Origin of the sequence: Deinococcus terrestris (assembly GCF_009377345.1) — a bacterium.
In the GTDB taxonomy this organism is placed as follows: Bacteria; Deinococcota; Deinococci; order Deinococcales; family Deinococcaceae; genus Deinococcus; species Deinococcus terrestris.
This window is the reverse complement of sequence record NZ_WBSL01000004.1, coordinates 231,818-243,581: the sequence shown is the minus strand read 5'-3', so window position 1 is coordinate 243,581 and position 11,764 is coordinate 231,818. Positions and strand designations below refer to the sequence as shown.

At 68.7% G+C, this 11,764-nt stretch carries 12 protein-coding genes and 1 rRNA gene; 10 read left to right on the top strand and 3 right to left on the bottom strand.

Going from position 1 to position 11,764, the window contains the following annotated elements; all coding sequences use genetic code 11:
• A 16S ribosomal RNA gene (locus F8S09_RS11260) occupies positions 1-123 on the bottom strand; the annotation flags it as partial.
• A gap of 426 nt (positions 124-549) precedes the next feature.
• Here F8S09_RS11260 and prfB point away from each other — a divergent pair.
• A protein-coding gene (gene prfB / locus F8S09_RS11255) for a peptide chain release factor 2 (protein WP_152871558.1) occupies positions 550-1,645 on the top strand; the annotation gives its coding sequence in 2 pieces (ribosomal slippage) (positions 550-594 and positions 596-1,645; 1,095 coding nt in all).
• Between the two features lie 98 nt (positions 1,646-1,743).
• Entirely contained in the window at positions 1,744-2,706 is a 963-nt protein-coding gene (locus tag F8S09_RS11250) for a serine/threonine-protein kinase (protein WP_152871557.1), read from the top strand.
• Here F8S09_RS11250 and F8S09_RS11245 read toward each other — a convergent pair.
• Positions 2,690-3,628 (bottom strand): GNAT family N-acetyltransferase, encoded by a 939-nt coding sequence (locus F8S09_RS11245; protein ID WP_322618755.1) that lies wholly within the window; start codon positions 3,626-3,628, stop codon positions 2,690-2,692. The genes F8S09_RS11250 and F8S09_RS11245 overlap by 17 nt on opposite strands.
• A gap of 8 nt (positions 3,629-3,636) precedes the next feature.
• Positions 3,637-4,143, bottom strand: a complete 507-nt coding sequence (locus F8S09_RS11240; protein WP_152871556.1) for a DinB family protein — start codon at positions 4,141-4,143, stop codon at positions 3,637-3,639.
• Positions 4,144-4,282: 139 nt separating this feature from the next.
• On the opposite strand from F8S09_RS11240, the gene rpsF reads away from it, so the two are divergent.
• The 8 genes from rpsF (at position 4,283) to F8S09_RS11200 (ending at position 11,763) form a co-directional block, all read left to right on the top strand.
• The gene (rpsF, locus tag F8S09_RS11235; protein ID WP_152871555.1) at positions 4,283-4,591 is read left to right on the top strand and encodes a 30S ribosomal protein S6; all 309 of its coding nucleotides are present in this window, start codon (positions 4,283-4,285) and stop codon (positions 4,589-4,591) included.
• 118 nt (positions 4,592-4,709) lie between these two features.
• Positions 4,710-5,594: a single-stranded DNA-binding protein gene (locus tag F8S09_RS11230; RefSeq protein WP_152871554.1), complete on the top strand. Its 885-nt coding sequence runs from the start codon at positions 4,710-4,712 to the stop codon at positions 5,592-5,594.
• Positions 5,595-5,729: 135 nt separating this feature from the next.
• Entirely contained in the window at positions 5,730-6,005 is a 276-nt protein-coding gene (gene rpsR / locus F8S09_RS11225) for a 30S ribosomal protein S18 (RefSeq protein ID WP_152871553.1), read from the top strand.
• 16 nt (positions 6,006-6,021) lie between these two features.
• Positions 6,022-6,462, top strand: a complete 441-nt coding sequence (rplI, locus tag F8S09_RS11220) for a 50S ribosomal protein L9 (RefSeq protein ID WP_152871552.1) — start codon at positions 6,022-6,024, stop codon at positions 6,460-6,462.
• Positions 6,463-6,560: 98 nt separating this feature from the next.
• Positions 6,561-7,172: a histidine phosphatase family protein gene (locus tag F8S09_RS11215; protein WP_152871551.1), complete on the top strand. Its 612-nt coding sequence runs from the start codon at positions 6,561-6,563 to the stop codon at positions 7,170-7,172.
• Positions 7,173-7,268: 96 nt separating this feature from the next.
• A complete protein-coding gene (locus F8S09_RS11210; protein WP_152871550.1) occupies positions 7,269-8,825 on the top strand; it encodes an AMP-binding protein in 1,557 nt (518 codons plus the stop codon).
• A gap of 222 nt (positions 8,826-9,047) precedes the next feature.
• Positions 9,048-10,736 carry a ribonuclease Y gene (rny, locus tag F8S09_RS11205; protein ID WP_152871549.1) on the top strand — a complete coding sequence of 563 codons (1,689 nt, stop codon included), beginning with the start codon at positions 9,048-9,050 and terminating at the stop codon, positions 10,734-10,736.
• A 169-nt stretch (positions 10,737-10,905) separates the two neighbouring features.
• On the top strand, positions 10,906-11,763 hold the full coding sequence (locus tag F8S09_RS11200) for a sulfurtransferase (RefSeq protein WP_152871548.1): 858 nt from the start codon (positions 10,906-10,908) through the stop codon (positions 11,761-11,763).
• Position 11,764 lies beyond the last annotated feature (1 nt).

Here is an 11,764-nt window from a genome sequence, read left to right as displayed (position 1 = left end):
GGGGCAGGTCAGTTACGCGTTACTCACCCGTGCGCCACTGTGACCCGAAGGTCACCGTTCGACTTGCATGTCTTAAGCACGCCGCCAGCGTTCACCCTGAGCCAGGATCAAACTCTCCATAAAATGGTTCCAACGCGGTCCGCAAGCGGACCGTTGTGGATAAGTGTTGATCCATGCTTGTTCGCATGGCTGCTCCCGAAGGAGCTTCTTCGGTCCGAAGACCGTGACCCGAAGGTCGTTCACACGTCTGGAGTCTCTCGGGGGAGAGACCGCGTGTACCACCCTGTCAGGTGGCCCTGCTCTCGCTCTTCTTCGCCTGTCATGCTGCCCGCCTCGCTTGAGGCTCAGAAAAGATACACCCCACCCTGAAGTCTGTCAACACCCCCCGCCCGAGTCTTCGCATCCGACCAAAACCCGCGGCTGGGTGGGCCTGTGCAGGAAGACGGTGGCGTCAGCCCTCTGCCCACGCAGGGCGCTCACCTATACTCCCCGGTGGCAATCAGCCCGCGCTCCCGCTCAACGGGAAGCCCGCGGAAGGGAGGCACGCCCATGCAGGAACTGCTGGAAAAGCTGGCGTCGCTCCGGGAGTACCTTTGACATTCCCGGCAAGACAAGGCGCCTGAACGAACTCGACCGCGAACTCAGCGACCCCGAACTCTGGAACAACGCGGGCCGCGCCCGGCAGGTCACCCAGGAGGCCGGAAGCCTGCGCCGCATCGTGGAGGACTACACGTCTCTCCAGAGTGACGCCAGCGGCCTCTCGGAGATGCTGGAAATCGCCAGTGAGGAAGAGCAGGAGATGCTCGCCGAGGAACAGGCTTCCCTTCAGACGCGGGTGGACGACCTTTACCGCGAGACGCTCTTCACGATGAAGCACTCGGACACCCCCGCCATCGTGCGGGTCAAGGGTGGAGCGGGCGGCACCGAGGCGCAGGACTGGGCCGGGATGCTGGCGCGGATGTACATGCGCTGGGCCGAGCGCCGGGGCTACAAGGTGGACATCCTCGACGAGCAGCCGGGCGACCAGGCGGGCTACCAGAGCATCGAGTTCATCATCCGGGGCGAAAAGGCCTTTGGGATGATGGCCCCCGAGCACGGGGTTCACCGCCTCGTGCGGGTGTCGCCCTTCGACGCCAACAACCGCCGCCAGACCAGCTTCGCGTCGGTGGACGTGGTGCCGGAGGTGCCGGAGGAGGAGATTGACATTCATATCCCCGACTCCGACCTGCGGCGTGACGTGTTCCGGTCGCAGGGCGCGGGCGGGCAGGGCGTGAACACGACCGACTCGGCGGTGCGCCTGACCCACCTTCCGACCGGCATCGCGGTGGCCTCGCAGCAGACGCGCTCGCAGATCAAGAATCACGAGATCGCCCTGCAAATCCTCAAGCAGCGCCTCTACGACATCGAGATGCGTAAGCGCGAGGAGGAGGAAGCGAAGGCCAGGGGCGAGCAGAAGAAGATTGAGTGGGGCTCGCAGATTCGGTCCTACGTCCTCGACAAGCAGTACATCAAGGACCACCGCACCGGAGTCATGAAGCACAATCCCGACGATGTCCTCGACGGTGATCTCGACGACCTGATGTGGGCGGGGCTGGAATGGTTGGCGGGCAAACGCGCCGCCGACGATGCGGGGGACGACGAGTAACGCCGCACCACATTTCGACAGATTGCGGTGACAGCACCGCTCTAGACTGGGGACACTGTAGGGGAACTTACGGGGTCCCCTTCAGCTTGCCCCTTGCCATGACCCCAGAGCGCCCCTCCCCCTCCTCCAACCGGACTCCTCCGGGCTACCGCCTCCTGCAAGTGCTGGGGCGGGGGCAGACTTCGCTCGTGCATCTGGCGCAGGACCCGCAGGGGCGCGAGGTGGCGCTCAAGGTGCCGCTGGAGGGCACGCTGCGGCAGCAGGAGGCCGCCGAACGTTTCGCCAACGAGGTACGGCTGACGCTGCAATTCCGGCACCCCCACGTGATTCGCGGGTATGCAGGCAGCCCGTTCGGGGCGCGGGCCTACCTCGCCCTGCACCACTACCCGGAGGGCACGCTGGCAGACGCGCTGGCCGGGCACGCGCGGGCGACGCAGCCGGTTCAGGCTCCGCTGCGCCTCCTCGCGGACCTCGCGTCCGGGCTGGCCTACCTGCATGGGCTGGGCGTGGTTCATCAGGACGTGAAGCCGCAGAATGTCTACCTCGACGGGGAGCGAGCCGCGGTGGGAGATCTGGGCAGCGCGTACTTCACAGCGCAGGGCGGGTGCGCCAGCGGCAGTCCCTTCTATATGGCCCCCGAGATCTACCGGGGCGACCTCAGCAGTCCGGCGAGCGATGTCTACAGCCTGGGCGTCCTCGCCCACGAGGTGCTGACTGGGACGCGGCCTTTTCAGGGCGAGACCTACGAGGACTTGATGGCCGCGCACCTCAACCGTTTCGCGCCGCCCCTATCGGCCCATTGCCCGGAGTTGCCCCGGCCCGTCGCCCGGCTGCTCGAACTGTCCCTTGCCAAGCGGCCTGGTGACCGGCCCACGGCGGAGACTCTGCGCCGCGCCCTGCTGACGGCTCTGGGCGAGCAGATCGAGGAACCCTGCACGCCTCCAGCGGAAGCCCCGGCCCCGCGCCCCGTCGGGCGGCACGCGCCGGTCGAAGGTTCGCCCGCCACGCCGGAAGTTGCCGACGCCGGGAGCCGCTGGAATCCCTTCAGGCGCCGGAAGTAGCCGCCAGGGGCAGGTGCAGCTCGTACCGGCCAGGCCGGGACTGAAAGCCCAGACGACGGTTGACGGCCAGCATGGGCGCGTTCTGGCTGTGGTTGTTGGTCCGCAGGACGGAAAAGCCCGCCTCCCGTGCCCGGCGGATGGCGTGCAGCTTGAGAGGAAGGGCCAGGCCCCGGCCCCTTGCCTCCGGGTGGGTGGCCGTGAGGAAGTTATAGGCGAAGCTGCGCTGGGGAGTCATAGCAGCCATGCCCAGCCAGTGTTCCCCCGGTCCCACCGCCAGAACCAGCCAGTCGGGGCAGCCGCTCTCGTCCAGGCGCAACGCCTCGCGGACCTGTGCGAGCGGCCAGCGGGGGTGCCCGGCGAGGTCGGGCGTTTCGGTGAGGCGGTCGGCCACGAACCCCAGATACCGCTCGACGGTCCCTTCATCGGCCCCACCGAGGTCCAGAAAAGTCACTCCCCACGCTTCCGCCCGCGCCAACGCCGGGAGGTGAGGCGTCTCGTCGAAAGTCGTGAGGTCCAGCTCGGAGGCGAAGCGGTGGGCATGGACGCGAAAGCCCCGGCGCCCGGCCCAGCCCAGGCTCTCCGGGTCGGTATCGGCCACGTCGGCGACGAGGCCCGTCGCGCCATGGTTGCGGGCGGCAGCTTCCAGGGTCTGCCACAGCGCACGTCCCGTTCCCCGGCCCCGCGCCTCTGGCGTGACGAGAAGACTGGCATGCAGGAAGCCCGGTGGATCGAAGGGAAAGGCGTAGAGGTGCGCCAGCCCCCGAACCCCTTCCCCCTCGCCCACCACCCAGCGGCGGCTGAGGTGGGCCGGATGACGGCGGGCCTCCTCCACGTGAAAAGCATCCAGAGGGGTCTGGCGCCCGGCCACGCGGTTGAACAGGGTCACCCAGGCGGGCGCGTCCCCGGCGACAAAAGGACGCACCTCCCCGCTCACCCCCCGGCCCCCAGCGCCTTGACCATCTGCCGGATGGCGCCGAGGTGATAGGCGACGTGGGCGATGGCTCCCGTCAGTCCCCCGGTCGCGTCCCCGGTCACCGGGAGGTCTGCCTGCGTGCGAGCAAAGGCCACCAGCTCGTCGTAGGCCTGCCGCACCCGCGCCTGGAGCCCGACCCAGTCCTGAGTATTGACCTCTGCCGGGTGAAAACTGCCCTTCCAGTCGAAGGGGCCGCGCTCGCCATCACGCTCCCAGCGCACAACCACCTCCATATGCAGGGCCGTGTGCCGGGCCTGCCCCGCGACCGAGGTGCCGTTCACGTCCCGGCTGGCCTCCCCCGCGCCGAGGCGGGCCAGCGTTGCCAAAAGGCCGTGGTTGCCGCTGCCGTCCGCCCCCGTGCCGTCCAGGAAGGCCGTGCCCTGCCCCGGCTCACCGCCCTCGACCGCTTCCCGCAGGATGTCGAGCAGGCCGTCCATCCAGCTCTGTGTTCCCTCGTTGCTCATGCCCCAGCGTACGGGACGGCGCCAGCGGGGGCCTGCGCCGGGTGGCTCTGGCGGCCCGCCGGGCACTCTGCTACAGTAGCCAGTTGCGCCGCCCGGCGAGGCTGGACCTTGCCACGCGCGGCCGAAAGCGAGGTGAACCATGAACCAGTACGACCTGAACCTGATCCTGAACCCCAACCTCAGCGCCGAGCAGGTGCAAATCGAGAAGGACTACATCGAGAACACCCTGCGCGGCAACGGGGCCGAGATCATGAACCTCGACGACCTCGGCAACCGCCGACTCGCCTACGCCGTGAACAAGGACCGCGAGGGCTACTACCTGATGTACACCATCCGGGCCGGGGGCAACCCCGAGCAGACCATCGCCGCGCCCCTGCGCCTGCGCGACAACGTGCGCCGCATCCTGGTGGTCAAGGACCGCCCGGAGTGGAAGACCAAGAAGGCCTGATTACGTTATTGACGTAATGGGGTCGGAGTTGCTATGCTCCGGTTAACCCGCAAGGGCCAAATCCGCCAGCCAGCCAGAAGTCCCAAGTTTTTTCGCCAGCAAATAAGGAGACCCAGTTATGGCCCGAGGCATGAACCACGTCTTTTTGATCGGTGCTCTCGCCCGCGATCCCGAACTCCGCTACACGCCCAACGGCACGGCGGTCTTCGAGGCGACCGTGGCCGGGGAAGACCACATCGTCGGCAACGACGGCCGCGAGCGTAAGCTCCCCTGGTACCACCGGGTCAGCATTCTGGGCAAGCCTGCCGAGTGGCAGGCCGAGCGTGGCCTGAAGGGCGGCGACGCCGTGATGGTCGAGGGCAGCCTGGAGTACTCGTCCTGGGAAGCGCCGGAGGGCGGCAAGCGCAGCATGGTGCGCGTCAAGGCCCTGCGTATGGAGCAACTGGGCTACGCGCCCGAACTCGTGCAGGACGCCGGAGGCGGCGTGCGCATGGGCAGCGGCATGAACGAAGTGGTCCTTATCGGGAACGTGACCCGCGATCCCGAACTGCGCTATACCCCCGCCGGAGACGCGGTGCTCGGACTCGGCCTCGCCGTGAACGAGACCTGGAACGACCGGCAAGGGCAGAAGCAGGAAAAGACCCACTGGATCGACGTGACGCTGTGGCGCGACCTCGCCGAGAGCATGAAGGACCTGCGCAAGGGTGACCCCATTCTGGTGCAGGGACGGCTCGTGAACGAGGCGTGGACCGACCGTGACGGCAACAAGCGCAACTCCACCAAAGTAGAGGCGACGCGAGTCGAAGCCCTTTCCCGAGGCGCGGGCGCATCCGGCAGTCCCGCAGCCACCCCCGCCGGACCTCGCACGCAGACCGCGAGCAGTCAGGCGCGTCCCCAGAGCCAACCGGCTCGGGCGGCGAACACGGGGACCCGTTCGGGGGGCTTGGATATTGATCAAGGTCTCGACGATTTCCCGCCGGAAGAAGAAGACCTGCCGTTCTGAGCACGCTGGCACGTGCGCCCAAGGGTCAACAGGTCTGAGCGTCTAAAAACCAGGAAGCTGGCCTTCTCAGGCTCCCCGACTCTTGGACCCTTGAACCACTGCCAAACGCCCGGAACGCAGTTTTAGAGGAACCCCATGACCCAAGGAAACAGCGCCGAGCGCAAGCCGCGCGGCAAGGGACCCAAGCGTCCCCGCAAGCCCAAGGTTGATCCGTTCTCCATCGGGGAACTGGAAATCACCGACTACAAGGACGTGAAGATGCTTCGCCGGTTCGTTTCGGACACTGGCAAGATTCTTCCCCGCCGCCGCACCGGTCTCTCGGCCAAGCACCAGCGCCGCATCTCGCAGACGATCAAGATCGCCCGCCAGCTCGCGCTGCTGCCCTACACCGAGAAGCTGGTCCGGAAGTAAAGGACGGGTGACGAGCATGCAAGTGATCCTTCTGGAACCCGGCCGCCTGGGTCAGACGGGCGACGTGGTGAACGTCAAGCCCGGCTACGCCCGCAACTTCCTGATTCCGCGCGGCATGGCGACTCCCGCCAACGCGGCCAACATGAAGACCCTGGAAGCCCAGCTCCGCTCGCGCAAGAAGCAGCAGGAGAAGCAAAAGGCTCAGGCCGAGGACCTCGCCAGCCGCCTGAACGGCGTGGCCGTGGAACTCAGCGTCCGTGCGGGCGAGGGCAAGATCTACGGCGCCGTGACCCACAGCAACGTGGCCGATGCGCTGGACCAGCTCGGCTTCGACGTGGACCGCCGCCGGATCGAGATGCCCAAGACCGTCAAGGAAATCGGCGAGTACGACATCGTCTACCGCGCCCACCCCGAGGTCAGCATCCCGATGAAGCTCGTGGTGCACGCGCAAAAGTAAGCGCGAGCCCGTGCAGGAAGCCCCAGCCTCGGCTGGGGTTTTTTCTTTTGGGCGAGCTGGGCACGGTCGTCCGCTTGGTCGAGAGCCTACGCTGGCTTATGCGCCGCCTTTGCCTGGCCCTGCCCTTCGTGCTTTTCCCTGCCGCAGCCCAGTCGGTCGGGGTGCCCCAGGAGGTCAGTCCCGCCCTGCTCGCGCAGTTGCGGGCCGGGGGGCTGGTGCTGTACTTCCGGCACTTCGGCACCGAGGGGGCCGACGCGCCGGACGTGACCCCCGGTGACTGCTCTACCCAGCGCCTCCTGAGTGCCCAGGGCCGGGCGGAAGCGCGGGCAGTCGGGGGCCTGCTGCGGGAGCTGCGGATTCCCCTTGGCACGGTGCTGAGCGGCGAGTACTGCCGCAACCGCGACAGCGCCGCGCTGCTGGCCGGGCGGGTAACGGCCACGTCCGCCCTGAACAACCCCTACTTCCGTACCGGGACCGAGGCCGACCGGCGGCGGGTGGTCACCAACCTCTGCGCCCTCCTGAGCACGCCGCCCCGCACGGGTACGAACACCTTGATCGTCACCCATGAACAGAACCTCCGCCTCACCACCGGGTGGATGCTGGCCGAGGGGGAGGCAGCGGTGCTGCGGCCCCGGCCAGACGGCACCTTCACGGTGCTCGCGCGGATCACACGGGCGGGGTGGCAGGCGGCCCTGCGGCTCGGCGGCTGAGGGGCGTTCCCCAGGGTGTAACGCCCGCATCCCCTTCATCCGGGCTTAAAGTAAAGGCACCCATAACCCGAGCCTTTCTCCCCGGAGGTGCCCCCCATGAAGACGCCCCTGACCCCCCTGGACCTCGTTCGGCGCGGCCTGAAGACGTATCCGCAGGAGATCGCGGTGACCCAGCCGGACGGCCCCAGCTTCACCTACCGCGAGTGGGGCAAGCGCATCTACCGCCTCGCGCGGGCGGTGGCGGAAGCGGTGCCGCCGCGTGCGCGGGTGGCGGTCCTCTCACCCAACACGCACGAGGGCCTGCTGACCTACGCGGGCGTGCCGTGGGCGAACCGCGTGCTCGTGCCGCTGAATACCCGGCTGGTACCCGAGGAATATGCCTTTCAACTGCGGCACGCGGGGGTATCGTTGGTCCTCGCCGACGTGACGCTGGCTCCCAAAGTGGAAGACACCTGCCGCGAACTGGGCATCCCGCTGTGGACGATGGGCCGGGGCAGCGACTTCAGTGAGCGGCTGGCGGCGCAGGACGGCTCTCCCCTGCCCTACGTGCTGGAGGACGAGGACGAGATCATCACAGTCAACTACACCTCCGGCACGACGAGCAGCCCCAAGGGGGTGATGCTGACCCACCGCAACTCCATGCTGAACGCGATGGGCGTGCTGTACTCGCTGCACTTCGACTCGGACAGCGTGTACCTCCACACCCTGCCGGACTTTCACGCCAACGGCTGGGGAGGCGTCTGGGCGCCGTTCGGGGTGGGGGCGACTCACGTAACCCTTCCGGCGGTGCGCGGGGACGCCATCCACGACGCGGTCCATACCTACGGGGTGACGCACCTCGCGGCGGCGCCCACGGTGCTGAGCCTGATCACCGACCCGGCGACTGCCCGGCCCACCCCCCGCCCGGTCCGGGTGGCGACGGCGGGCAGCCCGCCCCACGCCCGCACCATCGCGGACATGAGTGCCCTGGGCTTCGAGGTCGTGCAGGTGTACGGCCTGACCGAGACCAGCCCGCTGATCACGGTCGCCGAACTGTCCGGGGCGCAGCGGGCGCTCCCCGTGCCCGACCGCGCCGCCCTGACTGCCCGGCAGGGGTTCGAGATGCTGCTCGCCGGGGAGGTCGAGGTGATGACGCCCGAACTGACCCCGGTGCCCGCCGACGGCGACACGCTGGGCGAGATCATGGTGCGCGGCAATCTGGTCATGGCGGGCTACCTGGACAACCCGGAGGCGACCGAGCAAGCCTTCGAGGGCGGCTGGTTCCACACCGGGGACGTGGCGGTGCGGCACCCCGACGGGCGCATCGAGATCCGGGACCGCAACAAGGACGTGATCATCTCGGGCGGCGAGAACATCAGCAGCGTGGAGGTCGAGGGCGTGCTGTACGCCCATCCCGCCGTGCGCGAGGCGGTGGTGGTGGCCCATCCCGACCCCCGGTGGGGCGAGGTGCCCTGCGCTTTCATCGCGCTGCACGAGGGCGCCGCCGTCACCCCAGAGGAACTTACCGCGCACGTCCGCGAGCACCTCGCCGGGTACAAGGTGCCCAAGCACTACCAGTTCCGCGACGACCTCCCCAAGACGGCCAGCGGCAAATTCCAGAAGTTTCTGCTGCGCAAGGAGCTGTGGGCGGGGCTGGACCGGGCGGTGAACTGACGCTCCGGCGGTGCCCCCTGCCCCCCTGACCGGACAGAGATCAGGGGGGTGAATGCCCTTCATGCGGCGCCCGGAGGCTTTCCCCGTGAGGGCCGGAGCCGGGCGTTACACTGCCGGGGTGGGGGCCAGGGACGGCCCCTCACGCTTCACGGTTTCGGGGCGCCTTGATGCCAAGAGGAACAGGGCGCCTCTGGTCAACATCAGCACGACAAAGGAGCCACCATGACCATTCTGTTTGTCATTCTGGCGCTCCTGGGGGGGGTGACCGGTGGGTTTTTCACCGGGCACACGCGGGGGCGCCGCGAGCAGCGGGCGCACGACGACCTACTGGAGCGCGAGGCCCGCGCCGAGGCCGAGCGGGTTCTGACCCAGGCCGAGGCCGAGGCCCGGCAGCTCCGCTCGCAGGCCGAGCAGACCCGATTGGACGCTGCCCGCCGCCTTCAGGACGCCGAGGACCGCGAGCGGCAGGCCGCCGCCAGCGTGGATACCGGGCGCGAGGAGCTTCAGACCCTCCGCGCCCAGGTCGAGGCCGAACGCTCCCGCGCCCTGGCAGAAGCCGCCCGCGAGCGCGAGACGCTCGGCCTCGACCGCCAGGAAACCCGCCGCGAGCGCGACGAACTCAAGCGCGAGATCGAGCGCCTCAACCGCCGCGCCGAGCAGCTTGACGCGCGGGGCGAACGCCTCGACGCCCTGGAGGAACGGCTGGAAGCCCAACTGCGGGCGCTGGCTGGGCAGGAAGCGGAGCTGGGCGAACGTGCCCGGCAGATCGACCTGAAGCTCTACGAGGTCGCGGGCCTCTCGCCCGAAGCCGCCCGCGAGCAGATCCTGGGGCAGCTTGACGCCGAGCTGGAGGAGGAAAAGGCCATCCGCGTCAAGGCGATGGAGAGCCGCGCGAGCGCCGAGGCCAAGCGCACCGCCCGCAGCCTGATCGCGCAGGCGATTCAGCGCTCGGCCTCCGAGACGAGTGCCCAGCTCAGCGTGTCGGTGGTGCCTATCCCCAACGACGCGATGAAGGGCCGACTGATCGGGCGCGAGGGCCGCAACATCCGCGCCTTCGAGGCGCTGACCGGGGTGGACCTGATCATCGACGACACGCCGGAGGCGGTGATCCTGTCGAGCTTCAACCCGGTGCGGCGCGAGGTCGCCCGGCATGTCCTCGAAGCCCTCGTCGCGGACGGGCGCATTCACCCCACCCGCATCGAGGAGATGGTCACGCGGGCGCAGGACGAGATGAAGACCTTCATGCACGCCCAGGGCGAGGAAGCCGCCATCGAGGCGGGCGTGGTCGGCCTCAAGCCGGGGCTGGTGCAACTGCTGGGGCGGATGTACTTCCGCACGAGCTACGGCCAAAACGTCCTGAAGCACTCGGTGCAGGTCGCACACCTTACGGGGATCATGGCGGACGAACTGGGTCTAGATGCGGGGCTGGCCCGCCGCGCCGGGCTGATGCACGACGTGGGCAAGAGCATCGACCGCGAGATCGAGGGCACCCACGTCGAGATCGGCATCAACCTCGCCAAGCGGTTCGGGGAACCCGCCGAGGTCATCGACGCGATTGCCCACCACCACGACCCGGAAAACGGCGAGACGCTGTACTCGGTGCTCGTCGCTGCTGCCGACGCGATCAGTGCGGCCCGGCCCGGTGCCCGCCGCGAGGAGCTGGAAGCCTACGTGCGGCGGCTGGAGCAACTCGAGCAGATCGCGGTCGCCTTTCCCGGCGTGCAGCAGGCCTACGCGATTCAGGCAGGCCGCGAGGTGCGCGTGATCGTGCAGCCCGAGCAGGTCACCGACGCCGGAGCCACCCTGCTTGCCCGCGAGATCGCCGGACGGGTCGAGCAGGACATGGAATACCCCGGTCAGGTGCAGGTGACCGTGATCCGGGAGAGCCGCGCGACGGGACTGGCGCGGTAGCACGGCCACGCCCCGAGGCCCCCTTCGCAGAGAAGGGGGCTTTCTTTCGCCGGGTGAGCGGCTCTTGACGCATACCGTATATCGCGCTATCTTACTTTTATCACCGCCCGAAGAGGCGGCTTTTTTATTGTCCAGTTGATGGCCCAGCCCCCCGGTGTAGCCTGCGGCCATGACCTCTTCCCCGCTGAAGACCGTTGAGTGGCTGCTGGAGCATCTGCACGACTCACGCCTGCGCGTCCTCGACTGCCGCTACGCCCTGAGTGACCCGTTGGTCGGGCGCATCGCCTACTTGGAGGGCCACGTGCCCGGCGCGATCTATGCCGATCTGGAGACGGACCTCAGCGGCCCGGTGCGGCCGGACGGGGCGGGGGGGCGGCACCCGTTGCCGGAGCCGGAGACGCTCGCAGCGTGGCTGGGCAGCGTGGGGGTCGGCAACGACAGCGTGGTCGTGGCCTACGACGATCCCTCCATCGGGCAGGGTTTTTACGCGACCCGCGCGTGGTGGCTGCTGCGCTGGCTGGGGCACCGCGAAGTCTATGTGCTGGACGGCGGCTGGCCCGCCTACCTCGCGGCGGGAGGCGAGGTGAGCACCACCGAACCCGAGTACGCGCCCACCACCTTTACCCCGGACGTGCAGCCGGGCATGGTCGCCACCGCCGAGGACGTGGCGAACCGGGACGCGGGCACCCTGCTGATCGACGCCCGTGCCCCCGCCCGCTACCGGGGCGAGACCGAGCCGCTGGACCGCAAGGCGGGGCATATTCCCGGTGCCGTGAACCGCGAGTGGGCGGGGGCGCTGGACGAAAGCGGGCACTGGCGCGGCGCAGAGGCGCAGGCCGAGCGGCTGGGTGCGGGCGACGCCCCCACCGTCAGCTCCTGCGGCAGCGGGGTCAGCGCCACGGCCAACCTGCTCGCGCGGGAGCTGGCAGGCGTGCCGCTGGGGCCGGACAACCGCCTGTACGCGGGGTCATGGAGCGACTGGGTCAGCGACGACGCACGGCCGGTGGCGACCGGCGAAGAAGGTTGAG

What these genes read in the sequence shown, in the direction of transcription:
- F8S09_RS11250 (WP_152871557.1), top strand. Translation starts at nt 1,744, where the DNA reads ATGACCCCAGAGCGCCCCTCCCCCTCCTCCAACCGGACTCCTCCGGGC.
- F8S09_RS11240 (WP_152871556.1), bottom strand. Translation starts at nt 4,143, where the DNA reads ATGAGCAACGAGGGAACACAGAGCTGGATGGACGGCCTGCTCGACATC.
- rpsF (WP_152871555.1), top strand. Translation starts at nt 4,283, where the DNA reads ATGAACCAGTACGACCTGAACCTGATCCTGAACCCCAACCTCAGCGCC.
- F8S09_RS11230 (WP_152871554.1), top strand. Translation starts at nt 4,710, where the DNA reads ATGGCCCGAGGCATGAACCACGTCTTTTTGATCGGTGCTCTCGCCCGC.
- rpsR (WP_152871553.1), top strand. Translation starts at nt 5,730, where the DNA reads ATGACCCAAGGAAACAGCGCCGAGCGCAAGCCGCGCGGCAAGGGACCC.
- rplI (WP_152871552.1), top strand. Translation starts at nt 6,022, where the DNA reads ATGCAAGTGATCCTTCTGGAACCCGGCCGCCTGGGTCAGACGGGCGAC.
- F8S09_RS11215 (WP_152871551.1), top strand. Translation starts at nt 6,561, where the DNA reads ATGCGCCGCCTTTGCCTGGCCCTGCCCTTCGTGCTTTTCCCTGCCGCA.
- F8S09_RS11210 (WP_152871550.1), top strand. Translation starts at nt 7,269, where the DNA reads ATGAAGACGCCCCTGACCCCCCTGGACCTCGTTCGGCGCGGCCTGAAG.
- rny (WP_152871549.1), top strand. Translation starts at nt 9,048, where the DNA reads ATGACCATTCTGTTTGTCATTCTGGCGCTCCTGGGGGGGGTGACCGGT.
- F8S09_RS11200 (WP_152871548.1), top strand. Translation starts at nt 10,906, where the DNA reads ATGACCTCTTCCCCGCTGAAGACCGTTGAGTGGCTGCTGGAGCATCTG.